Origin of the sequence: Sphingomonas astaxanthinifaciens DSM 22298 (genome assembly GCF_000711715.1) — a bacterium.
Taxonomy (GTDB): domain Bacteria; phylum Pseudomonadota; class Alphaproteobacteria; order Sphingomonadales; family Sphingomonadaceae; genus Sphingomicrobium; species Sphingomicrobium astaxanthinifaciens_A.
Window position 1 is genome coordinate 1,973,967 of the sequence record NZ_JONN01000001.1, and the last position, 21,169, is coordinate 1,995,135.

Consider the following 21,169-nt stretch of genomic DNA (forward strand, 5'->3'; position numbering starts at 1 on the left):
GGGGTGCCTACCGCAACCGCGCGGGCCGCGATAGGGTGCGGTCATGATCCTGCTCCTCACCCTCGCCGCCGTTGCCGCTCCCGCGCCGGCCAAGCCTGTCACCCCCTCCGAGATCGTCGCCAAGGCGCCCGCCGCCGAGTGGGAGACGGTCAGGCCCGAGGACTTGCTGGTGATCGATTATGACGGCGGCGGGCGAACGATCATCGAGCTCGCCCCCGCCTTCGCGCCGGTCCATGTCGCCAACATCCGCGCGCTGGCGAACGGTGGCTATTGGACCGGCTCGAGCGTCTACCGGGTGCAGGACAATTATGTCGCGCAATGGGGGGTGAACGAGGGCGGCCCGGCGGTCCCCGCTTCGGTGGTGAAGCGGCCGCCCGCCGAATACAGCCGATCGGTGAAGGGGCTGGCGATCCGCCCGCTCGGCTTTTCCGATCCCTATGCGGCGCGCGTCGGCCATGCGCTCGGCTGGCCGGTCGCCTGGAACCCGAAGACGGGGCAGGCCAATCTCACGCATTGCTACGGCATGGTCGGGGTCGGCCGCGACATGGCGCCTGACACCGGGATGGGCGGCGAGCTCTATGCGGTGATCGGCCATGCGCCGCGCCACCTTGACCGCAACATCGCGCTGGTCGGCCGGGTGGTCGAGGGGATCGAAAATCTCTCGGCGCTGCCACGCGGCACCGAAGCCCTCGGCTTCTACAAGACGGGAACGGTCGCGCGGCTGATCCGGACGGTCCGCCTCGCCTCGGCGATGCCGGCGACCGAGCGGCCGAGCTTCCAGGTGATGAAGACGGGGAGCGCCAGTTTCGGTGCCTATGTCCGCGCGCGCGCCAACCGGCAGGACCAGTTCTTCAACGTGCCCGCGGGCGGGGTCGACCTATGCAATGCGCCGGTGCCCGTCAGACGGACACCGGCGCCATCGTCCTCGCGTTAGTCGTCCCCGTCCGACAGGCGAGCGATTACAACCGCTGCCCTTCCCTGACGCCGTGGGGACGTCTCGTTACGCCGCCCAGGCGTGTCCTTGATTCCGGTTTCGATGCTGGATGACCGCGGGCCCGTGATGATGCCGGGTGCTGGCCTCGGCCAACGGCAGGGCCGTGGCGCAGAAGGCGCATTCGGCGGACATCCGGCCGATCAGCCAATGCGTGCGGCCGCAGCCCGGGCAATGGTTGACCTCATGCTCGCGATACACTGCATGATAGCCGCGGCCCATGGGATCGTGCTTGAGGCCGAGTTCGCCGAGGGTCCGGAAATTCGTCATGACAGCGTTCATCCTTTCAGCCCCGCATAACGGCGTGGGCCGGATGAAGGTTCCGTGAAAGGCCAACGGCTTGGCGCATCGCCCTGGCCGCTCAGAGCGACCGGAATGCGGTCGCCGGGCGGGCACTGAGGGCGGGCCAGGCCGCGGCGAGGGCGGTGGCGACGGCGATCAGGACGCCCGCCGCGGGAAGCGCAAGCAGGCTCGGCCAGTCGGGGCGGAAGGGCAGTTCGAACAGGCGCGTCACGACCGCCCAGGCGGCGCTGGTCCCCGCCGCGAAGGCGAGCAGGACGATGCCCCCGCTCATGACCGAAAACTCGATCGCCTGCGCGCCCAGCACCTGTGCCCGGGTCGCGCCGACCAGCTTGAGGAGGACGCTTTCGCGCAGCCGCGTGCGGCGGGTGGCGGTGACCGACCCGGCCAGCACGGTGACCCCGATCAGGATCGCGATCGAGGTGGCGATCCGGATCGCGGCATCGAGCCCCTCGAGGATGGTGGTGACCCGCGCGACGACGTCGCTGACCCGGATCGTGCTGACCATCGGCAGTTCCCGGGCCAGCGCGCGCTCGAAGGCAATCGTCGAGCTTCCGGGGGTCGGGGCGGCGGTCGCCATCAACGTGTAGGGGGCCTGCTCGAGCGCGCCCGGCGCGAAGATGATCGCGAAGTTGAAGCCGAAGCTGCGCCAGTCGATCGTTCGGAAGCTGGCGATCCGCGCCTCGATCGGCACGCCGAGGACCGCGACGGTGATGGTGTCGCCGATCTTGAGGCCGAGCGCCTTTCCCGCCTCGACGTCGAGGCTGACCAGAGGCGGTCCCCGATAATTGGCGGGCCACCAGCGCCCGGCGACCACCTGGTTGCCCTCGGGGAGGTTCGCGGCGAAGGTCAGGCCGCGGTCGCCGCGCAGGATCCAGGCGCCTTCGGGGATCGCCGACATCGCGGACACCGGCCGGCCGTTGAGCGCCGTTACCGGTCCGCGCAGCGACGGCACGAGGCGGAGGTCGGCGTCCTTGAGTTCGCTCGCGGCGAGAGCACGGAAACGGGCTTCCTCGTTTGCCGGGATGTCGAGCATGAACAGGGCCGGAGCCTTGGCCGGGATCGACTGGCCGAGCTCGGCGCGGATGCTGCCGCCGATCCCCGCCAGCGCGACCAGCAGCGAGAGGCCGAGGCCAAGCGCGACGCTCAGCCGCACCGTCGCCGCGCCGGGCCGGTGGAGCGCGGCGAGTCCGAGCCGGGTCAGCGGACCGCCCCGGCCGCCGAGCGCGCGGGCGAGCCGGGCAAGGGCCCACCCGGCGGCGGCGAACAGCAGCGCAAGCACGAGACCACCCCCGATCGCCGAGGCGGTGACGACCGGCGCTGACGAAGTGGCGAGCGCCAGCGCGATCGCCGCCGCGGCCATGAGGAGGACGACGACGAGGTCGCGCGGCGCGCTCCTCTGTTCGCCGACATCGCCGCGAAGGACGGTTGCGGGCCGGGCCCGGGCGGCGCGCGCCAGCGGCGGCCAGGCGGCGGCGATCGTCACGAGCAGGCCGAACAGCGCCGACAGGCCGAGCGCTGCCCATTGCGGGGCGGGATCGGGCGCGACCGGCAGCAGGTCGCGAGCCGCCCAGCCCACCACCGCCGGCGTGAAGGCGCCCACCGCCAAGCCGAGAAGGATGGCGATGCCGGCGAGCATGGCAACGCTGGTTCCGAGCATGACGAGGAGGTCGCGCCCGCGCGCTCCGTGCACCTTGAGGATGGCGATGGTCGCGCGGCGCGAGGCGGCGAAGGCATTGGCGGCCGAGGCGATTCCGATGCTGCCGATGCCGAGCGCGCCGAGCGCGATCAGGAGGAGCATCTGGCCGGTACGCTCGGTAAAGCGGCGGGTCCCACCGGCCGCCTCGTTGCGGTCGGTCGCGCGCCAGCCGCCATCGGGGAAACGCTGCTGGAAGGCCTTGCCGACCGCGGCTTCCTCACTGCCCGAGGGAAGCGCGATCCGGTAGCTGCTGGTATAAAGGCTGCCGGGCTGGACCAGGCGGGTCGCCGCGAGGCCCGCGGGATCGACCAGTACCGGCGGCGACAAGGCGAAGCCCGAGGGGGAGGGCAGATCGGCGACGATCCCGCTGACGGTGAAATCGCCATAGCCGATCCGCAGTCGGCCGCCGACCGGAAGGTCGAACCGCTCGGCGAGCTCGCGCCCTACCGCCGCCTCGCCCGCGCCCGCCGGCATTCGACCCGACGCAAGGGTGACCTTGCCCGCCGCCGGCCAGCCGGGCTCGATCCCCGACAGGTCGACGAGGGCGGTCTGCGATCCGATCTGCGCGGTGCTTCGAAGGGTGGTACTGGCGCGCACGGTGCCGAGCTTCGCCAGCGCGGCCTGCTCGGCCGGGGTCGCGGCGCGCTGGGCGACGCTGAGGACCAGGTCGCCGCCGAGAAGCTCGCGGCTCTGCCCGTCGATCGCCGACTGGATCGCGCTCGACAGGCTGCTGACCCCGGCCAGGCCCGCGACGGCGATGGTCAGGCAGGCCAGCAGCAGCCACAGCCCGCCGATCCCCTGCTGGAGGTCGCGGCGGCCGAGCCGCAGCCCCGCGCTCATCCGGCGAGGCGCCCGTCGGCGATTCGGATCACCCGGCCCGCCCGCTCGGCGACCGCGGCATCGTGGGTGATGACGACGAGCCCCGCGCCCGCCGCCTCGACGCGGTCGAACAGGAGGTCGATGATCTTCGCGCCGGTCGCGGTGTCGAGATTGCCGGTCGGCTCGTCGGCGAGAAGCAGACGCGGCGCGGGCGCGGTCGCGCGGGCGATCGCCACCCGCTGCTGCTCGCCCCCCGACAGCTGCGCGGGATAATGGTCGGCGCGTTCGGCAAGCCCGACCGCGGCGAGCTCGGCCCGGGCCCGGGTCTCGGGATCGGCCGCGCCCGACAGCTCCATCGGAACCATGACGTTCTGGAGCGCGGTCATCGTCGGCAACAGGTGGAAGGCCTGGAGCACGACCCCGATGCTCTGCCCGCGCAATCGTGCCAGCGCGTCCTCGCCGAGCGCGCCCATGTCCTGTCCGAGCACTCGGGCGGTCCCCGAGGTCGCCTTCTCAAGCCCGGCGATGATCGCCATCAGCGAGCTTTTTCCCGAGCCCGAGGCGCCGAGCACCGCGACCGTCTCGCCCTCGCCCACCACCAGATCGATCCCGCGCAGGATCTCGGTCCGCGCGGCGCCGTCGCCGAGCGTCAGGCGGACATCGGCGAGCTGGATGAGGGGCGTGGTCATGACGGGGGGAGCTAGGAAGCTTGAAGGGTAACAGCAATGGCCTACATGGCCAGCTGTGCTCCGCTGGTTCCTGTTCCCCGCCCTCCTCGCCGCCACCCCCGTCGCCGCGCAGGCCCCGGCGCCCGCGGCCAAGGCCGACGGTCCGCTGATCCTCGCGTTCGGGGACAGCCTGACCGCGGGCTATGGGCTCGGAAGGGGACTTGGCTTCGCGCCGCAGCTCCAGGACACGCTTCGTCGCCACGGAGTGAAGGCGAGGGTTCATGATGCGGGGGTTTCGGGCGACACCACCGCGGGCGGGCGGGCGCGAATCGGCTGGACGCTCCAGCGCCTCGGCGAGAAGCCGACGCTCGCGATCGTCGAACTCGGCGCCAACGACATGCTGCGCGGGGTCGATCCGGCGGTGACCGAGGCCAATCTCGATGCGATTCTCGCCGAACTGAAGAAGCAGGGCATTCCGGTGCTGGTCGCGGGCATGCTCGCCGCGCCCAACCTCGGGCCCGACTATCGCCGCCGTTACGAGGCGATCTTCCCGTCGCTCGCGCGGAAATATGGCGCCGACCTCTACCCCTTCATGCTGCAGGGGGTGGTCGGCAATCGCGCGCTGCTCCTGAGCGATGGGGTGCACCCCAATTTCGAGGGGGTGAAGCGAATCGTGACAGGCATGCTGCCGACGGTGCAGCGCGCCCTCGCAAAAACCCGCGCCTAGCCCTCGATCTGGGCGAGCGCCTCGTTGCTGAGTGGCTCGGCGAATTGCGCGCCGAGTTTGCCGGCAGCGGTCCAGCGCACCACGGCGCTCGCCCGCTCACGGCCGGGGAGGATCAGCCAGATCCGCGCGCCGACCTCGTAATCGACATTGGTCTCGGCCATGAAACCGTCGGCCGAGATGTTGAGCACCCGCGCCTCGGTTCCGGTGGTGCCCATCTCGCGGACATGCGCCTCGAGGTCGACGGGCGCACGCGGCTGAAGACGGCGCTCACCGCTGGACGGGTCCTGGGCGATACGGGCGTCGATGACCAAGGCGAACGGACTCCTGCGAACTGCTGGGAACGCGCGGCCGTCTCGGACCTGCGCGAAGCGGCTGCCTATGGCGCAATCGGACAACAAAGGCCAGTGCAGGCTAAGCCGTGGTCCGCAAAGGCTTAAATCGCTTCCAACGCGGTAATGTGGCCTCGCGGACACTGGAGCGCGGCGTTCATCTCGGGTAACAATGATGGAAGGCAAGACGCTCGGACTGACTGGTTTGCGGGGAACGAAACATGCGTGGGTTGGCGGCAGGTGTTGTGGTTTTGGCGCTGGGCGCCGGGTCGGCGATGGCCCAGGTGAATGCGGCGAAGCCGGCGGCAACGCCCGTCCAGGCCGATCCGCTCGCGCCCAAGCCCGCGTCCCCGACCGAATCCGCGACCACCGCGGCCCCGGTGGCGCCGCCGGTCGTCCAGCTTCCGCCGCCGGTGTGGCAGCCCGCACAGGTGACCGAGCTGCTGACCTACATTCGCGGCGTCGGCAAGGACGGGCTCGATCCACGCGACTATGACCCCACGGTGCTCGAGGCGGGGCTGAGGGCCGGCGATCCGGTTGCCTTGTCGGCTGCGGCGACCGCGACCTTCGACAAGCTCGCGCGCGATCTCGCGCTCGGCCACGTCCGTGGCGCGGCGCGGGTCCAGTGGTTCGTGAAGGATCCGGACATGCCCGAGGGCCGGAGCCGCCAGCTGCTCGACCAGGCGCTGGCCGGGGCCGGCTTCGCAAGCGTGCTCGACGGGCTGCTTCCGACCCACCCGCAATATGGATCGCTCAAGGCGGCGCTGGTCAAGGCGTCGCCCAGCGACAGTGCGACGGTCGGCAAGATCCGCCTCAACATGGACCGCTGGCGCTGGCTGCCGCGCGACCTCGGCAACCGCTACATCATCGTCAACGTGCCCGGCGAGCATGCGACCCTGGTCGAGAATGGTGCGACCCGCTGGAAGAACAAGGCGATCGCCGGCGCGACCAAGACCCCGACCCCGCAGCTTGCGGTGCAGGCGACGGGCGTGATCCTCAATCCCTGGTGGGAAGTGCCGCCGAGCCTGTCGAGCGATGTCGCCGGCAAGAAGGGCTATGTCGCGGTCAAGGGCAAGGACGGCAAGGTCCAGCGCTGGCGCCAGCCGCCGGGTCCGGGCAACGCCTTGGGCAAGATGAAGTTCGTGATGTACAATCCGCAGAACATCTATCTGCACGACACGAACAATCGCGGGCTGTTCGACAGCCAGGCGCGCTTCTTCAGCCACGGCTGCATCCGCACCAAGGACATTCTCGACCTCGCCAGCCAGCTACTGGCCGACGATGGGGGCGAGTGGACGCCCGAGCGGGTCCAGTCGACGCTCGCGGCGAACAAGACCGTGCAGGCCAATTTCGTGAAGCCGGTGCCGGTCTACATCGTCTATTTCTCGATTGCGGCACTGACCGACGGCAGCATCGTCAAATATACCGACCTCTACAAGCGCGACGCCCCGGTGATGGCGGCGCTGATGGATCGCGACGGCGGGGCCAAGCCCGCGGTCAAGGCCGCCGCCAAATAAGGAAAGGGCCCCGGCGACAGCGCCGGGGCCCTTTTTCTTGACGGCTTCGCCTGCCTCGGTTCAGGCGATCTTGTCGGCGTAGATCAGGCGGCCGTCCGCCAGCTCGCGCATCACGTCGAAGTGGCTCCGCTGGCCGAAGGCGAAACAGCCTTCCGACCGGCCGAGCTTCCCGTGCAGCGGGATCATGTCGGCCTCGGCATACCAGGCCGAGTGGACCACGATCGCGCGGGCGAGCGCGTTGTTGTTGCTCCAGTCGAGGCCGTTGACCTTCATCGAGAGCCCGTACTTGCCCTGGTAAAAGTCCGCGGTCGAATAGGCACCGTTCGACGTCGCATTGCTGCCGAAGGCGTTGGAGAATTGCTCGAGGAACCCGGTGTGCCCGACGTCCGAGCCGCGGCCGTGCGCGACGAGGTGGCTGGTGACCTGGCCGCTGGCAAGGTCGACCACGTGGAAGCGCGGATCGTGACTGGCCTTGGAAAAGTCGACGATGCCGATCTTGTCGGTGTTGCGCAGCGACGCGCGATGCCGCTCGAGCGCCTGCTTGGCGCGAGCAAAGAGCGCGGGATCGACTCCAAGCGGCGCGGCCGGCACGACGGCCGGAGCTGCGGCGACGGGGGCCACCGGGCCAACCGGCACCAGGGGTTCGCCGGCGAATGGCTTGGGCACGCCGATCAGGCCGGGGAGGTCCGCCGCGAGCGCCGCGCCCGAGATGAGGGCAGCCGCGCCGCCAAGACCCACCTGACGAAGCATGTCACGACGATTGATGCTCACCCCCACTTGCCTCCCGAATCTGTTCGAATTGAGGAAACTCTATAGCTGGCAAAGAGTTAACCCTCGATAACCATGGTTGCGATTGCGGGTCCACCTGCCGCTCGGGCCGGTCGCTTCATCGCGTTAGAAGGGCGTGGGTTGTCGAATCGGGGCATCGCTGTTAGGGGCTGCCCCTTCCGGCGAGCGACACGCGCCCGCACGGACCGCTTTGGTCGCCCGTATCCCGGCTCCTGTCGAGGTCGGTGCGATGCCTAGCCATCCCCGTGGGGAAGGCGTGGGCGCAACCTTTAAGACATGGAGTGACGGACCTTTTATGCAAATCATCGTTCGCGACAATAATGTCGACCAGGCGCTGCGCGCGCTCAAGAAGAAGCTGCAGCGCGAGGGCGTCTACCGCGAGATGAAGCTGCGCCGTCACTACGAGAAGCCGTCGGAGAAGCGGGCGCGCGAGCGTGCCGCGGCGATCCGCCGGGCCCGCAAGCTCGAGCGCAAGCGCGCCGAGCGCGAGGGTGCGCGCTGAGGCGCCCGAGCGACTATCGCTTGACCCAGTGCAAGGCCGCCCCTTACCGGGCGGCCTTTCCTTTATAAGCTCTCCACGAGGAAGACCGTCCGATGAGCGTCACCCAGGTCCCCATCCAACCCGTGGCCCGCGCCACCAAGTTGCGGCTCGCCTTCGGGCTGGTGCTGCTGGTCCTCGCCGGGGCCGCGCTGGCCTGGGCCGGGGCCGGCCAGATGCGCGCGGTGGTCAAGCCGAGCGGCCTCGAGATCCGCACCATCAAGAAGGGCGAAGGGCCCGTGATCGGCGCGATGGACGGGGTGATCATCGACTATGTCGGAACGCTGCCCGACGGGACCAAGTTCGACGAGGCGCAGGACGCGCCGCTGCTGGTCGGGCAGGTCGTCCCGGGCTTCGCCGAGGCGCTCCAGAACATGCAGCCCAAGGGCCGCTACAAGGTCCGCATTCCGGGCGCGCTGGCCTATGGTGCCAATCCGCCCCCGGGCTCGCCGATCCCGCCGAACAGCCCGCTCGACTTCGACATCACGGTGAAGCGGGTGGTCCAGAATGCGGCGGCGCAGATGGGACCGCAGGGCGCCCAGGCGCTTCCCCCGGGCGCGGAACCGCAGGCGCTTCCGCCGGGTCAGTAAGCCCGGGTGACCGCTCCCTCGCCAGCTTCTCGAGCGTGACCTTGAGGGTCGCCATGATGGGGTCGGCGAGGAGCAGTCCGAGGAATCCGAACAGGGCGCCGAAGACGAGCTGCGCGGCGAGCACCATCGCCGGTGGCAGGTCGACCGTCTTGCGCGCGATGTAGGGCAGGATGAGATAGCCGTCGATGTTCTGGACGGCGAAGTAGGTGACGATCGCCCACACCCCCTCGTTGGTGCCGGCCGAGAAGCCGACCGCCACCATCAGCAGCCCCGAGACGATCGCGCCGATGTTGGGGATGAAGGCGAACAGGCCCGTCAGCAAGCCGAGCAGCGCCGCCATCGGCACCGGCTGGATCTCGGTCCCGATCATCCAGCCGACGAGCGGGCCGCCGAACGCCAGCATGAGGTAGGTGAAGAAGCCTTCGACGACCATTCCGACCAGCCGCCCGAAGAGCAGGCGGCGGAGCGTGAATCCGACGGCGGCGGCGGTATCGTAGTAACTGGCCCGGTGGCGGACCGGGAGCAGCCAGGCGACGCCGCGATCATAGACCTTGGGCTCGGTCGCGAAGAAGATGCCGATGATCAGGATCAGGAAGGCGCTGGTGAGCGCGCCGAAGATCCCGCCGATCGCGCTGGTGACCCGGCCGAAGCCGCTGGTTCCGGCCGAGACCGCGCCGTCGCCGAGCCCGCTCGCGAGGACCTTGAGGAGATCGGAAAGGTGCTCGACCCGGGCGGTCGGGAACAGGCCCATGCCCATGCCCCAGGCATAGAAGCGGATGAGCTGCGCCTCGACCGCGACCTGGAGCGCGGCGAACTGGGCCGCGAAGGTCGCGCCGGCAGTGTAGAAGACCCAGCCGATGAAGCCGAAGCCGGCGAGGGTGACGATGGCCAGCCGCCAGCCGCGCCCGATCGGGAGCCAGCGTCCGAGCAGCCGTGCGCCGCCGTCGAGAAGCACCGCGAAGACCAGCCCGCCGACGATCAGCAGCAGCGGCTGGGCGAGGAAGATGACGGCCGCGACCGCGAGGATCGAGCCGATCCAGACCCAGGCGCGCTTGAACTCCTGGCGCACGACCGGGTCCTGGAATTCGGCTGGCCCCGGCCGCTCCATGTGGTCGTGATTGCCCCCCGCGACCACGGCCTAGACCCCGGTTCGAAGACTGCTGCCGGCGCGTCCGCCGCGCAGGCTCTGGAACCAGCTGACGGGATTCCACCAGCTGGCCGAGCCGTCGAGGCTGAACGTAATGAATTCGGCGCGGCCGCCGATATTTTCCCACGGCACGGGGCCGCCGAGGCCGTTCTCGCCCGGCCCGAGGCCGAAGCGGCTGTCGGCGCTGCGGTCGCGATTGTCACCCATCAGGAAGACATGCTTGTCGGGAACGGTGACCGGACCGTAGTCGTCGCCGACCGACTGGCCGAGGTCGACCGTGTCGTAGGTTGCGCCATTGGGTAGGGTCTCGCGGACGATGGGCAGCGAGCAGGCGAAGCTGCCGTCCTTCTGCTGGACGAGGCGGCCGGCGAACTGCTCGACCCCGCAAGGGGCGTTGGCGTCGACCGGGACCATGCGCGGGGGAAGGATCTGGCGCTTCACCTCGACCCCGTTGAGGATGAGCCGACCGCCGCGAACCTCGACGGTATCGCCGGGCAGGCCGATGACGCGCTTGATATAGTCCTCGCGAAGATGCGGCGGGGTGACGATCACGATGTCGCCGCGCTCGGGCATCCGGCCGAACAGGCGGCCCTTCTGCTCGGGCCAGAGGTGGAAGCTCGGGGACACCCACGACCAGCCATAGGGATATTTGCTGACCACCAGCCGATCGCCCTTGAGCAGGGCGGGCATCATCGATTCGGACGGGATGTAGAAGGGCTTGGCGACGAGGCTGTGGAACACCAGCACCGCGACCAGGACCCAGAACAGGCCCTTGATCTCACGCCAGAGGGCCGATTCCTTCGGCTTGGTCTCGGTGGCGGCAGCCGGGGCCGGCGGCGGCGCCGCGGGCTCGACCTGGTTGACGAGGGTATCGCTCACTCAAGACTCCGGCAGGGGTACGGCTTCGAGGATGACGAAGGCCTGCGCCCACGGATGGTCGTCGGTCATCGTCAGATGCACACGCATGGCGTGGCCCGCAGGGGTGAGCGCGTCAAGCCGCTCGGCCGCCCCGCCGGTCAGTTGCAGAGTGGGCGCGCCACTTGGCAGATTGGCGACCCCGATGTCCTTCATGAAGACGCCGCGCTTGAAGCCGGTCCCGACCGCCTTGGAGAAGGCCTCCTTGGCGGCGAAGCGCTTGGCCAAGGTGCCGGCGGCGGTGAACGGGCGGCGGGCGGCCTTGGCGCGCTCGCGCTCGGTGAAGACGCGATGGAGGAAGCGGTCGCCGAAGCGGTCGAGCGACGCCTGGATCCGCTCGATGTTGCAGAGGTCGGAGCCGAGCCCGACGATCACCGCGCGCTGTCCATGAGGTCGCGCATCCGGCGGATGCTGGCTTCGAGGCCGACGAAGATCGCCTCGCCGATCAGGAAATGGCCGATGTTGAGCTCGGCGACCTGCGGGATGGCGGCGATCGGCACGACATTGGCGAAGGTCAGGCCGTGGCCGGCGTGGGGCTCGATCCCGTTCTTGGCGGCCAGCGCGGCGGCATCGGCAAGCCGCTTCAGCTCGGCTTCGCGGCCGCCCTCGGCGAGATGGGCGTAGCGGCCGGTGTGAAGCTCGACGACGGGCGCGCGCAGGGCGACCGCAGCCTCGATCTGCGCGGGCTCGGGCTCGATGAAGAGCGAGACGCGGATGCCCGCCGCGCCGAGCTCGTCGCAGAAGCGGGCGAGATGCTCGCGCTTGGCCGCCGCGTCGAGCCCGCCCTCGGTGGTCCGCTCCTCGCGCTTCTCGGGAACGATGCAGGCGGCGTGGGGCCGGGTCGCGAGCGCGATCCGCAGCATCTCGTCGGTCGCCGCCATCTCGAGGTTGAGGGGAAGCGCAATCTCGTTCTTGAGGCGGACGAGGTCGTCGTCGCGGATATGGCGACGATCTTCGCGAAGGTGCGCGGTGATCCCCTGCGCGCCCGCCGCCTCGGCCGCATGGGCGGCGCGGACAGGGTCAGGAAAGTCGCCCCCGCGCGCATTCCGGATGGTCGCGACATGGTCGATGTTGACGCCAAGGCGGAGCGGTGCGGCGGTGGCCATGAGCGGGGAGATGGCAGCGGGGAGCGGGTTGTTCAATCAGGCCGCGGCGCGGCTGCCGGGCTTGATCGCGGGAATCGCGGCAAGCTCGGGCGGAAGCGCGTCGGCGGCGTAGGTGGGTACGTCGAGACGGATCAGGGGCGTGAAGGGGACGCCGAGGTCGGCGGTGCCGTTCGAGCGGTCGACCAAAGCGGCGGCCGCGATCACCTCGCCGCCGGCCTCGGTGATGGCCCGGATCGCCTCGCGGCTGGAGAGGCCGGTGGTGACGACGTCCTCGACGAGCAGGACCTGCGTGCCGGGGTCGAGGCGGAAGCCGCGGCGAAGCTCGAAGGTGCCGGTCGGGCGCTCGACGAACATCGCGGGGAGGCCGAGGGCGCGGCCCATTTCATGGCCGATGATGACCCCGCCCATCGCTGGCGACACGACCGCCTGCAACCGCGCGCGGAGCGCGGGATCGATCTTGTCGGCCAGCGCACTGGCCAGCCGTCCGGCCCGGCGCGGGTCCATCAGCACCCTCGCACATTGGAGGTATCGCGGCGAGCGAAGCCCCGAGGAGAGGATGAAATGGCCTTCGAGAAGCGCTTCCGCGGCGCGAAACTCGTCGAGAATATCCTGTTCGGTCATTGCCTTGGCCCTCGCGCCCCACTATCCCGACGGGGCTTTTCTGAGGGCGCGTCTTACGCCGCGCCGACGGGCACAGACAAGCGCTTGAGACTGCGGGAACCCCTGCCTATAAGGCCGCCGATTTCAGGCGGCCCGGGAGGGGTCGTCCGATGGCTTGAACCTGTGACCGGGGTCGTGATGAACGTGAGAAATTGGCTGATCGCGCTTGCTGCAGCTGGCATGGTGCCGGCGGCGGCCCAAGGACAACAAGCGCCGACGGCCGCCCCGCAACAGGCGGCGGCGACGCCGGCCGGTCCGAACGCGGCGGCCGCCAACCCGTCGGCGACCCCGGCGGCGACCGATCCGACCCCGGGTGCCAGCGCGGTCGCGCCGGCCACGGGCGCCGCGCCGGCCTTCGATTATGCCAAGCCCACCCCCGGCATTGGCCAGCCCGACGGCCGCGCGGGTCTGCAGGACCAGTTCACCCCGGTCGGTCGCGAAGCCTCGGCCTTCCACAACAACTGGCTGCTGGTGCTGTGCGCCGCGATCAGCCTGCTCGTCCTCGCGCTCCTGGTGTGGACCATCCTGCGCTATCGCCGCGGGGCCAATCCGACCCCGAGCCGGACCAGCCACAACACTGCGGTCGAGGTCGCCTGGACCCTGCTTCCGGTGCTCGTCCTGGTCGCGATCGCGGTTCCCTCGATCCGCCTCATCCGCCACCAGTACAGCCCGCCGCCGGCGGACCTCACCATCAAGGTGGTCGGCAACCAGTGGTACTGGACCTACCAGTATCCGGACAATGGCGGCTTCGAGATCGTCTCGAACATGCTCAAGGAAAAGGGCGAGGCCGCGGCCGGCACCCGCTTCCGCACCGACGACGACGGCCCGCGCCTGCTCGCGGTCGACGAGCGGATGGTGATCCCGGCCGGCAAGGTCGTGAAGTTCATCGTCACCTCGAACGACGTCATCCACAGCTTCGCCATGCCCGCCTTCTGGACCAAGACCGACGCCAATCCGGGAATCCTCAACGAGACCTGGGTCAAGGTCGACCGTCCGGGCGTCTATTTCGGCCAGTGCAGCGAGCTGTGCGGCGCGCGCCACGGCTTCATGCCGATCGCGATCGAGGTGGTGTCGCCTGAGCGCTTCGCCCAGTGGGTCGCGCTGAAGGGTGGGACGATGCCGGGCGCTACCCCGGCCGCCGCTCCGGACAGCACCGCGGCGACCACCGTCAGCCCGGCCGCCGCGCCGACCGCCGCCGCCCCCGCCAATTCCTCGGCCCCCGCGGCCGGCGCTGCCAATTAAGACGAGAAGCGGAACATCATGGCCACCACCGCCGACACGCTGAAGCTGACCCCCACCGAGGGCGCCCACGCGCACGACCATGCCCATGACGCGGACCACAAGCCGGCGTTCTTCGCCCGCTGGTTCATGTCGACCAACCACAAGGACATCGGCACGCTCTACCTGATCTTCGCGATCATCGCGGGGATCGTCGGCGGCGCGCTGTCGGGCATCATGCGGGCCGAGCTCGCCGAGCCGGGCATCCAGATCCTGACCAAGGCCTGGCCGCTCGGTGCGGGCAGCGCCAATATCGACGAGGCCTATCACCACTGGAACGTGCTGATCACCGGCCACGGCCTGATCATGGTCTTCTTCATGGTCATGCCGGCGCTGATCGGCGGCTTCGCCAACTGGTTCGTGCCGATCATGATCGGTGCGCCCGACATGGCCTTCCCGCGGATGAACAACATCAGCTTCTGGCTGACCGTGGCGGGCTTCTGCAGCCTCATCCTCTCGACCTTCACCAGCGGCGGTACCGGCATCGGCGCGGGCACCGGCTGGACCGTCTACGCCCCGCTGTCGACCAGCGGCTCGGCCGGGCCGGCGGTCGACTTCGCCATCTTCGCGCTCCACCTCGCCGGTGCGGGCTCGATCCTCGGCGCGATCAACTTCATCACCACCATCTTCAACATGCGCGCGCCGGGCATGACCCTGCACAAGATGCCGCTGTTCGTGTGGTCGATCCTGGTCACCGCCTTCCTGCTGCTGCTGGCGCTGCCGGTGCTGGCGGGTGCGATCACCATGCTGCTGACCGACCGCAACTTCGGCACGGCCTTCTTCGACGCGTCGGGCGGCGGTGACCCGCTGCTCTACCAGCACCTGTTCTGGTTCTTCGGCCACCCCGAAGTCTACATCATGATCCTGCCGGCCTTCGGCATCGTCAGCCAGATCGTCGCGACCTTCAGCCGCAAGCCCGTCTTCGGCTATCTCGGCATGGCCTATGCCATGGTCGCGATCGGCGTGGTCGGGTTCGTCGTCTGGGCGCACCACATGTTCACCGTCGGCCTCGACGTGAACGTGAAGATGTACTTCACCGCCGCGACCATGATCATCGCGGTCCCGACCGGCGTGAAGATCTTCAGCTGGATCGCGACCATGTGGGGCGGGTCGATCACCTTCCCGACCCCGATGCTGTTCGCGATCGGCTTCATCTTCCTGTTCACCGTCGGCGGCGTAACCGGCGTCGTGCTCGCCAACGGCGGCGTCGACACCTACATGCACGACACCTATTACGTGGTGGCCCACTTCCACTACGTGCTGAGCCTCGGTGCCGTGTTCGGGATCTTCGCCGGCTTCTACTACTGGTTCCCGAAGATGAGCGGGAAGATGTACAACGAGCTGCTCGGCAAGGTGCACTTCTTCGTGATGTTCGCGGGCGTGAACCTGATCTTCTTCCCGCAGCACTTCCTCGGCCTCGACGGCATGCCGCGGCGCATTCCCGACTACACCGACCAGTTCGCTTACTGGAACTACGTCTCGACCGTCGGTTACATGGTGACCGTCGCGGCGATGGGCGTGTTCTTCGTGAACATCATCTGGTCGCTGATGGGCGGCAAGAAGGCGCCGGACAATCCGTGGGGCGAGGGCGCGACGACGCTCGAGTGGACCCTGCCGAGCCCGCCGCCCTTCCACCAGTTCGAGACCCTGCCCAAGATCGACTGATCCGCGGCAGCCTCTGACGAGACCAAGGCCCGTCCTGCAAAGCGCAGGGCGGGCCTTTCTCTTTTGAACCACGCGCAATCAGCGGGTTGCGCGCGCCGCTGCACCCGTCATCCTCGCGCGATGCGTAACCTCCTCCTCCCGCTCGCCGCCGTCGCCCTCGTCGCCGCCGGTCCGATCGACCCGGCGCGGATCAAGGCCGATGTGAAGATGCTCTCGTCCGATGCCTTCGACGGGCGCGGGCCGGGCGAAAAAGGTGAGGCGGCGACGATCGCCTATCTCGCCCGGCAGATGGCCGGGGCCGGGCTCGCGCCGGCGGGAGAGGACGGAGGCTGGTTTCAGAAGGTGCCGCTGGTGCGCCTCGACACACTCCCGGGCGGCACCGCGACAATTCGGTTGCGGGGCCAAGCCGCGGTGCTCCGCGACGGGCCCGACCTCGACATCAACCCGACCAACGCCGGCGTGACCGACGTGCGCGATGCGCCGCTGGTGTTCGCGGGCTGGGGGGCGCCGGATCCCAAGCGCGGGTGGGATGCCTTCGAGGGCGTCGATGTTCGCGGCAAGGTCGTGGTCATGCTGGCCGGCGACCCCGACCTCGAGGGCGGCAAGGATCTCGGCTTCGGGGGACGCGCGCTGGCCTTCGCCGGGCGGGGCGGGGTCAAGACCGCGGCGGCGCTCAAGGCCGGCGCGCTCGGCGTGCTCTTCATCCACGAGGAAGCGGCCTATTCTTGGCCCTATGCGCAGGTCGGGGGAAGCATCCGCGTGCCGTCGCTCACTTATGCGCCGCTCAAGCCCAATCCGCTGCAGTTCAGCGCGATCGTGCGGGGCGGGGCGGTCGTGCCGCTGCTGGCGCGGATGGGCTATGGCCTGCCGCGGCTGAAGACGCTGGCGCGGACCCCGGCCTTCCGCGCGTTCAAATTGCCCGGGTCGATCAGCGTTCGCGCGACCAACAGGGCCACGCCCGTCGTCAGCCACAATGTCGTCGGCATGCTCAAAGGCGCCGAACGGCCGAACGAATATGTGCTGTACGGCGCGCACTGGGATGCCAACGGCCACAACGGTCCCGACGCGCGCGGGGACAGCATCCGCAACGGCGCGGTCGACAATGCGACCGGCACGGCAGAGCTGCTCGAGGTGGCGCGCGCCTTCGCGGCAGGCAAGCGACCGGCCCGCTCGATCGTGTTCGCCGCCTGGACGAGCGAGGAAAAGGGCCTGCTCGGCGCCGAATGGTTCGCGCAGCATCCGCTGATTCCGCTCGCCCGGACCGCAGCGGTGATCAACCTCGATCCGCACGTGGTGCTGCCCGCCGCGCGCAACCTCGAGCTGATCGGTCCGGGCCAGTCGGGCCTTGAGGCGCTGCTCGGCCAGGCGGCGGCGGAGCAGGGACTTCGGGTCGATCCCGAGCCGAACCCCGAAGCAGGCTGGTACTTCCGCTCGGACCATTTGCCTTTCGCCCAGCGCGGGGTGCCGGCGCTGGCCTTTCGTGCGGGCCGCGACCTCAAGGTCGGAGGCCTCGCGGCGGGACAGCGGGTCGTCGGTGCGTATAACGCCCGCTGCTACCACCAGCCGTGCGACCAGTTCGATCCGCGCTGGACCTTCGCCGGCACCGCGCAGGAAGCGCTGGCCGCCTGGCGGGTTGGGCAGATGGTCGCCGACAGCCGGCAATGGCCGGGCTGGCTTCCGGGCGCACCCTGGGCGGCGGCGCAGGAGGCAAGCGCGGCCGAGCGCCGCTAGGCCAGGCTCGCCTTGAGGATCGCGAGGCAGTCGGGGTCGATCGCGGTGCCCGACGCCACCTCCATGGTCCGCAGCGCTTCCTCGACGGGCAGCGCGGGGCGGTAGGGCCGGTCGGACACCAGGGCGTCGTAGATGTCGCAGGTCGTGATGATACGCGTCTCGCGACCGATCGCGGCGGCGGGCAAGGCGAGCGGATAGCCGGTCCCGTCAAGGCGTTCGTGGTGTGCGGCGGCGACGTCGGCGAGGTCGGCCAGCGCGCCGATCCTGCCGAGAATGGCGCGGGTATGAGTGGTGTGGGTGCGCATCTCGGCCCATTCGCGCTCGTCGAGCTCGCCCGGCTTCTCGAGGATGGCGCTGGAAACGCCAAGCTTGCCGACGTCGTGAAGCACGGCCGCTCGCCGGAGCCAGCGGGCGCGTCCGGGCGACAGGCCGAGGCCCTGCGCCATGCGCGCGCTGAGGTCGCCGACGCGCCGTGAGTGGCCGGCGGTGAAGGGGCTCTTGGCGTCGATCACCTGCCCGAAGGCGTTGGCAATGGCGTCGAGATAGTCGTCGTCGAGCCGGTCGCCGTCCTCGGCGGGAGCCAGGCGGACGACGCGCGTCTCGATGGTGGGCGAGGCGAGCGCGGTCCAGAAACTGTGGTGGCGCGCTGCGCTCTCGAGCGCCCGGACGAGTTCGGGATCGAACCAGATGCCGCTCCGCCGCTGCGCTTCCTCGAGCGCCGCCGAGGCACCGGCGTGGCCGTGGAAGACGTCGACGACCTGGGCGAGGAGGGCGATGCGCGAGAAGAGCGGGATGGCGCCGGCCTCGAGGCGGCCCGGGCGGCCCGACCCGTTCCAGTGCTCGTCGAGATGGTAGATGCCGTCGCAGACCGCGTTCGAGAATCGCAGGGTGCGGGCGATGTCGGCGCCGCGGGTGCAGCGCGAGACGATCATTTCCTGTGCGATCGCGTCGCCGTTCCTGAGGATGTTTCCGATCGCCGAAACGCGGCGACCGAGCGGACGACCCCGCGCGGTCTTGCTGAAGACGAAGTGAAGCGTCGCGGCGAGGCTGGTGCCGACCGTCTTGTAGCCCTGCTTGAAGGCACGATCGTCGGCTTCGTAGAGTTCGCAGATCCGGGCCGCGTTGCTGCTGCAGCCGAGGTCCTTGAGGAGGAGGGTATAATAAAGGTCGCCGAGCTCGGCCGGGGACAGGCCGAGCTCGCGGCCCACCTGCATTCCGATCCAGCAGGCGCGGATGCAGTGGCCGGCGGGTTGTCCCTCGGTCAGGTCGAGCGCGTAGCTGAAGGCGGCGATCACGTCCGCGCGGGTGGCGGTGGGGATCGCGATATTCTGGTGCAGCATTGCCGCAGGTTAGTTTCCGCCGGTTAAGCGAAAGCTATGCGGACGTGGTTAAGGTCCTCAGGGCCCGACCCGGCGGACGGTGCGAATCGCCACCGGCGTGGCGAACATCTGGCCCTTCATCGCCCCCGCACCCTTGTTGGGATCGGTCGGCTCGGCGAAGATCGCCTTCACCACGTCCATGCCCTCGACGACATGGCCGAAGGGGGCAAAGTCGTCGCCGAAGGGGATCGGGCCAAGCGTGATGAAGAAGTCGGCGCGGGCGGTGCCGGGGCCGGCATTGGCCATGAGAATGGTGCCCGCTTCATGCGCGATTCCCGTTTTGCTCGACGGTTCGTGCGCGATCGGCGGGAAGAGCAGCTTCACGTCCTTGGTGATGCCGCCCTGGATGAGGCCGTTGTCGTCGCCATAGGGCATGGCCCGGTAGAAGCTGATCCCGTCGAAGCGCTTGGCGTCGATGTAGCGCAGGAAATTCCTGGTCGTCACCGGGGCCCGGCCGGCGTCGAGCGCGACCACGATCCGGCCCTTGGCGGTGTCGAGGACGACATTCACCTGGCCCTGGTGGACAACCATGTCGGCAACGGGTTTCTCGCCCGGCTTGGGCGGAACGGGCATCGCCGAGGCGGGCGCGGCGGCGAGGAACAAGCTGCTGATTGCAAGCGCGAATCGGATCGACATGGGGCTTTCTAACCGGTCCTTGGTGACCCGGATATGAAGACCCAAGACTCGGCTTTCGTTCCCGCGACTTAGCCCCTATATGCGCCCCATCCATGAGCACCGCTGTCCAGACCCACGAGCTTCCGGCCGACTGGCGCGACCTGTTCGCGCTGACCAAGCCGCGCGTGATGACGCTCGTCGTCTTCACCGGCCTGGCGGGTCTGCTCGCCGCGCCGACGACCATGCACCCGGTGCTGGCCTTCACTGCCGTCCTCTGCATCGCGCTCGGCGCGGGCGGGGCGGGGGCACTCAACATGTGGTACGAGGCCGACCTCGACGCCAAGATGAAGCGGACCGCCAAGCGCCCGCTTCCCGGTGGGCGGCTCGATCCGCAGACCGCCTTCCAGTTCGCGGTCGGCCTCTCGGCGGGCAGCGTGGTGCTGATGGACCTCGCGGCCAATCACCTCGCGGCGCTGATCCTCGCCTTCTCGATCTTCTTCTACGTCGGCATCTACACCGTCTGGCTGAAGCGCCGCACCCCGCAGAACATCGTCATCGGCGGGGCCGCCGGGGCCTTCCCGCCGCTGATCGGCTGGGTCGCGGCGACCGGCAAGGTCGAACTTCTGCCGGTGCTCCTGTTCCTCAACATCTTTCTGTGGACGCCGCCGCATTTCTGGGCGCTGTCGCTGTTCGTGAAGACCGATTACGCCAATGCCGGCGTGCCGATGCTGCCGGTGGTGGCGGGCTTCGAGAGCACCCGGCGGCAGATCGCGCTCTATAGCCTGCCGATGGCGGCGGTGGCGATCGCCCCCTGGCCGCTTGGCCTGACTGGGCCGATCTACGGCGTGGTGGCAAGCCTGCTCAGCGCCTATTTCGTCTTCCTCAGCCTGCGCGTCCTCGCCAACAAAGCGACCGAGCCGGCCGGCATGGGCCCCGAGAAGGCGCTGTTCAAATTCTCGATCCTCTACCAGTTCGCCATTTTCGGCGTGCTCGTCGTGGACCGCTTCCTGTGAGCCGGCCCGAGGACGAAGTGGTGCGCGCCCGGCAGCGCAAGGCGGCGCGGGTGACCGCGATGCTGCTGTTCGCCTTCATCGCGCTGACCTTCTTCGTCACTATCGCCAAGATGACGGTGAACCAGTGACCTCGGCGACGGCCGACCTCGCCCGGCGCAACCGCGTCGTCGCGGGGCGAGCCGTCCTGTTCGTGCTGTTCATGATCGGTCTCGCCTACGCGAGCGTGCCGCTCTACCGGATCTTCTGCCAGGCGACGGGTTTTGGCGGGACCCCGATGCGGGCGTCCGCCGCTCCGGGTGCGCAGGCGTCGCTGGCGCCGGTCGGGGTGCGCTTCGACGCCAATGTCAGCCCGGCGATGCCATGGGACTTCAAGCCCGAGACCCGGCTGACGCGGGTGGTCCCGGGGGCGCGGATCGTGACCTATTTCACCGCGCACAATCTCACCGCGCGCGAGACCACAGGCACGGCGAGCTTCAACGTCTCGCCCGCCCAGGCGGGCCAGTATTTCAGCAAGCTCGAATGCTTCTGCTTCACCGAGCAGACGCTGAAGCCCGGTCAGCGCGTGCAGATGCCGGTGGTGTTCTTCGTCGATCCGAAGATCCGCACCGACCCCGCCACGGCCTCGATCGACGAGATCACCTTGTCCTACACCTTTTATCCGGTGGAAAAGCGCGCCGAGGCTCGCTAGAGCGC

Annotated in this window: 23 protein-coding genes; 11 read left to right on the forward strand and 12 right to left on the reverse strand. The window is 69.3% G+C overall.

The window, feature by feature from the left end; translation table 11 throughout:
* Positions 1–43 precede the first annotated feature (43 nt).
* Positions 44–934 carry a peptidylprolyl isomerase gene (locus BS69_RS0110220; protein WP_029941850.1) on the forward strand — a complete coding sequence of 297 codons (891 nt, stop codon included), beginning with the start codon at positions 44–46 and terminating at the stop codon, positions 932–934.
* A 66-nt stretch (positions 935–1,000) separates the two neighbouring features.
* On the opposite strand, the gene BS69_RS13310 is transcribed toward BS69_RS0110220, so the two are convergent.
* The 3 genes from BS69_RS13310 to BS69_RS0110235 form a co-directional block, all read right to left on the reverse strand.
* On the reverse strand, positions 1,001–1,261 hold the full coding sequence (locus BS69_RS13310) for a hypothetical protein (RefSeq protein WP_169738034.1): 261 nt from the start codon (positions 1,259–1,261) through the stop codon (positions 1,001–1,003).
* Positions 1,262–1,352: 91 nt separating this feature from the next.
* On the reverse strand, positions 1,353–3,830 hold the full coding sequence (locus BS69_RS0110230; RefSeq protein ID WP_029941851.1) for an ABC transporter permease: 2,478 nt from the start codon (positions 3,828–3,830) through the stop codon (positions 1,353–1,355).
* Positions 3,827–4,498, reverse strand: coding sequence for an ABC transporter ATP-binding protein (locus BS69_RS0110235; protein WP_029941852.1), 672 nt, complete (start codon positions 4,496–4,498; stop codon positions 3,827–3,829). The genes BS69_RS0110230 and BS69_RS0110235 overlap by 4 nt, the downstream gene beginning before the upstream one ends.
* A 55-nt stretch (positions 4,499–4,553) precedes the next feature.
* Here BS69_RS0110235 and BS69_RS0110240 point away from each other — a divergent pair, with 55 nt between their 5' ends.
* Positions 4,554–5,204, forward strand: a complete 651-nt coding sequence (locus BS69_RS0110240; protein WP_029941853.1) for an arylesterase — start codon at positions 4,554–4,556, stop codon at positions 5,202–5,204.
* Here BS69_RS0110240 and BS69_RS0110245 read toward each other — a convergent pair.
* A complete protein-coding gene (locus tag BS69_RS0110245) occupies positions 5,201–5,515 on the reverse strand; it encodes a PilZ domain-containing protein (RefSeq protein WP_051676688.1) in 315 nt (104 codons plus the stop codon). The two genes, BS69_RS0110240 and BS69_RS0110245, sit on opposite strands and share 4 nt — an antisense overlap.
* A gap of 293 nt (positions 5,516–5,808) precedes the next feature.
* On the opposite strand from BS69_RS0110245, the gene BS69_RS0110250 reads away from it, so the two are divergent.
* The gene (locus BS69_RS0110250; RefSeq protein WP_169738081.1) at positions 5,809–7,050 is read left to right on the forward strand and encodes a L,D-transpeptidase family protein; all 1,242 of its coding nucleotides are present in this window, start codon (positions 5,809–5,811) and stop codon (positions 7,048–7,050) included.
* A gap of 60 nt (positions 7,051–7,110) precedes the next feature.
* Here BS69_RS0110250 and BS69_RS0110255 read toward each other — a convergent pair whose 3' ends face one another.
* Entirely contained in the window at positions 7,111–7,821 is a 711-nt protein-coding gene (locus tag BS69_RS0110255; RefSeq protein WP_029941856.1) for a murein L,D-transpeptidase catalytic domain family protein, read from the reverse strand.
* Between the two features lie 313 nt (positions 7,822–8,134).
* Between BS69_RS0110255 and rpsU the strand changes: the two genes are divergently transcribed.
* On the forward strand, positions 8,135–8,341 hold the full coding sequence (gene rpsU / locus BS69_RS0110260) for a 30S ribosomal protein S21 (protein WP_029941857.1): 207 nt from the start codon (positions 8,135–8,137) through the stop codon (positions 8,339–8,341).
* Positions 8,342–8,433: 92 nt separating this feature from the next.
* Positions 8,434–8,967, forward strand: coding sequence for an FKBP-type peptidyl-prolyl cis-trans isomerase (locus BS69_RS0110265; RefSeq protein WP_051676690.1), 534 nt, complete (start codon positions 8,434–8,436; stop codon positions 8,965–8,967).
* Here BS69_RS0110265 and BS69_RS0110270 read toward each other — a convergent pair.
* The 5 genes from BS69_RS0110270 to pyrE are packed head-to-tail and all read right to left on the reverse strand — an operon-like array spanning position 8,861 to position 12,756.
* A complete protein-coding gene (locus tag BS69_RS0110270; RefSeq protein WP_245605138.1) occupies positions 8,861–10,102 on the reverse strand; it encodes an AI-2E family transporter in 1,242 nt (413 codons plus the stop codon). The two genes, BS69_RS0110265 and BS69_RS0110270, sit on opposite strands and share 107 nt — an antisense overlap.
* A 3-nt stretch (positions 10,103–10,105) precedes the next feature.
* Positions 10,106–10,993, reverse strand: a complete 888-nt coding sequence (lepB, locus tag BS69_RS0110275; protein ID WP_029941860.1) for a signal peptidase I — start codon at positions 10,991–10,993, stop codon at positions 10,106–10,108.
* Complete coding sequence (acpS, locus tag BS69_RS0110280; RefSeq protein WP_029941861.1) at positions 10,994–11,404, reverse strand: holo-ACP synthase; 411 nt, start codon at positions 11,402–11,404, stop codon at positions 10,994–10,996.
* On the reverse strand, positions 11,401–12,135 hold the full coding sequence (locus tag BS69_RS0110285; protein WP_029941862.1) for a pyridoxine 5'-phosphate synthase: 735 nt from the start codon (positions 12,133–12,135) through the stop codon (positions 11,401–11,403). The genes acpS and BS69_RS0110285 overlap by 4 nt, the downstream gene beginning before the upstream one ends.
* Before the next feature lie 36 nt (positions 12,136–12,171).
* Entirely contained in the window at positions 12,172–12,756 is a 585-nt protein-coding gene (pyrE, locus tag BS69_RS0110290) for an orotate phosphoribosyltransferase (protein WP_029941863.1), read from the reverse strand.
* Between the two features lie 177 nt (positions 12,757–12,933).
* On the opposite strand from pyrE, the gene coxB reads away from it, so the two are divergent.
* The 3 genes from coxB (at position 12,934) to BS69_RS0110305 (ending at position 17,469) form a co-directional block, all read left to right on the forward strand.
* Positions 12,934–14,037, forward strand: a complete 1,104-nt coding sequence (gene coxB, locus BS69_RS0110295) for a cytochrome c oxidase subunit II (RefSeq protein ID WP_029941864.1) — start codon at positions 12,934–12,936, stop codon at positions 14,035–14,037.
* A gap of 18 nt (positions 14,038–14,055) precedes the next feature.
* The gene (gene ctaD / locus BS69_RS0110300) at positions 14,056–15,738 is read left to right on the forward strand and encodes a cytochrome c oxidase subunit I (RefSeq protein WP_051676692.1); all 1,683 of its coding nucleotides are present in this window, start codon (positions 14,056–14,058) and stop codon (positions 15,736–15,738) included.
* Positions 15,739–15,858: 120 nt separating this feature from the next.
* Entirely contained in the window at positions 15,859–17,469 is a 1,611-nt protein-coding gene (locus BS69_RS0110305; RefSeq protein WP_029941866.1) for a M28 family peptidase, read from the forward strand.
* Here the strand turns inward: BS69_RS0110305 and BS69_RS0110310 are convergent.
* The gene (locus tag BS69_RS0110310; protein ID WP_051676693.1) at positions 17,466–18,809 is read right to left on the reverse strand and encodes an HD-GYP domain-containing protein; all 1,344 of its coding nucleotides are present in this window, start codon (positions 18,807–18,809) and stop codon (positions 17,466–17,468) included. The genes BS69_RS0110305 and BS69_RS0110310 overlap by 4 nt on opposite strands.
* A 57-nt stretch (positions 18,810–18,866) precedes the next feature.
* Positions 18,867–19,484, reverse strand: a complete 618-nt coding sequence (locus BS69_RS0110315) for a peptidylprolyl isomerase (protein ID WP_029941868.1) — start codon at positions 19,482–19,484, stop codon at positions 18,867–18,869.
* 92 nt (positions 19,485–19,576) lie between these two features.
* Between BS69_RS0110315 and BS69_RS0110320 the strand changes: the two genes are divergently transcribed.
* The 3 genes from BS69_RS0110320 to BS69_RS0110330 are packed head-to-tail and all read left to right on the forward strand — an operon-like array spanning position 19,577 to position 21,164.
* A complete protein-coding gene (locus BS69_RS0110320; RefSeq protein WP_029941869.1) occupies positions 19,577–20,476 on the forward strand; it encodes a heme o synthase in 900 nt (299 codons plus the stop codon).
* The gene (locus BS69_RS14670) at positions 20,473–20,604 is read left to right on the forward strand and encodes a hypothetical protein (RefSeq protein WP_281169705.1); all 132 of its coding nucleotides are present in this window, start codon (positions 20,473–20,475) and stop codon (positions 20,602–20,604) included. Before BS69_RS0110320 ends, BS69_RS14670 begins: the two co-directional genes overlap by 4 nt.
* On the forward strand, positions 20,601–21,164 hold the full coding sequence (locus BS69_RS0110330; RefSeq protein ID WP_029941870.1) for a cytochrome c oxidase assembly protein: 564 nt from the start codon (positions 20,601–20,603) through the stop codon (positions 21,162–21,164). The genes BS69_RS14670 and BS69_RS0110330 overlap by 4 nt, the downstream gene beginning before the upstream one ends.
* Positions 21,165–21,169 lie beyond the last annotated feature (5 nt).

Coding starts and splice junctions, on each gene's coding strand:
- BS69_RS0110220 (WP_029941850.1), top strand. CDS start 44: ATGATCCTGCTCCTCACCCTCGCCGCCGTTGCCGCTCCCGCGCCGGCC.
- BS69_RS0110230 (WP_029941851.1), bottom strand. CDS start 3,830: ATGAGCGCGGGGCTGCGGCTCGGCCGCCGCGACCTCCAGCAGGGGATC.
- BS69_RS0110310 (WP_051676693.1), bottom strand. CDS start 18,809: ATGCTGCACCAGAATATCGCGATCCCCACCGCCACCCGCGCGGACGTG.
- BS69_RS0110265 (WP_051676690.1), top strand. CDS start 8,434: ATGAGCGTCACCCAGGTCCCCATCCAACCCGTGGCCCGCGCCACCAAG.
- BS69_RS0110305 (WP_029941866.1), top strand. CDS start 15,859: ATGCGTAACCTCCTCCTCCCGCTCGCCGCCGTCGCCCTCGTCGCCGCC.
- BS69_RS0110235 (WP_029941852.1), bottom strand. CDS start 4,498: ATGACCACGCCCCTCATCCAGCTCGCCGATGTCCGCCTGACGCTCGGC.
- rpsU (WP_029941857.1), top strand. CDS start 8,135: ATGCAAATCATCGTTCGCGACAATAATGTCGACCAGGCGCTGCGCGCG.
- BS69_RS0110250 (WP_169738081.1), top strand. CDS start 5,809: ATGGCCCAGGTGAATGCGGCGAAGCCGGCGGCAACGCCCGTCCAGGCC.
- BS69_RS0110320 (WP_029941869.1), top strand. CDS start 19,577: ATGAGCACCGCTGTCCAGACCCACGAGCTTCCGGCCGACTGGCGCGAC.
- coxB (WP_029941864.1), top strand. CDS start 12,934: ATGAACGTGAGAAATTGGCTGATCGCGCTTGCTGCAGCTGGCATGGTG.
- BS69_RS13310 (WP_169738034.1), bottom strand. CDS start 1,261: ATGACGAATTTCCGGACCCTCGGCGAACTCGGCCTCAAGCACGATCCC.
- pyrE (WP_029941863.1), bottom strand. CDS start 12,756: ATGACCGAACAGGATATTCTCGACGAGTTTCGCGCCGCGGAAGCGCTT.
- ctaD (WP_051676692.1), top strand. CDS start 14,056: ATGGCCACCACCGCCGACACGCTGAAGCTGACCCCCACCGAGGGCGCC.
- BS69_RS0110315 (WP_029941868.1), bottom strand. CDS start 19,484: ATGTCGATCCGATTCGCGCTTGCAATCAGCAGCTTGTTCCTCGCCGCC.
- BS69_RS0110285 (WP_029941862.1), bottom strand. CDS start 12,135: ATGGCCACCGCCGCACCGCTCCGCCTTGGCGTCAACATCGACCATGTC.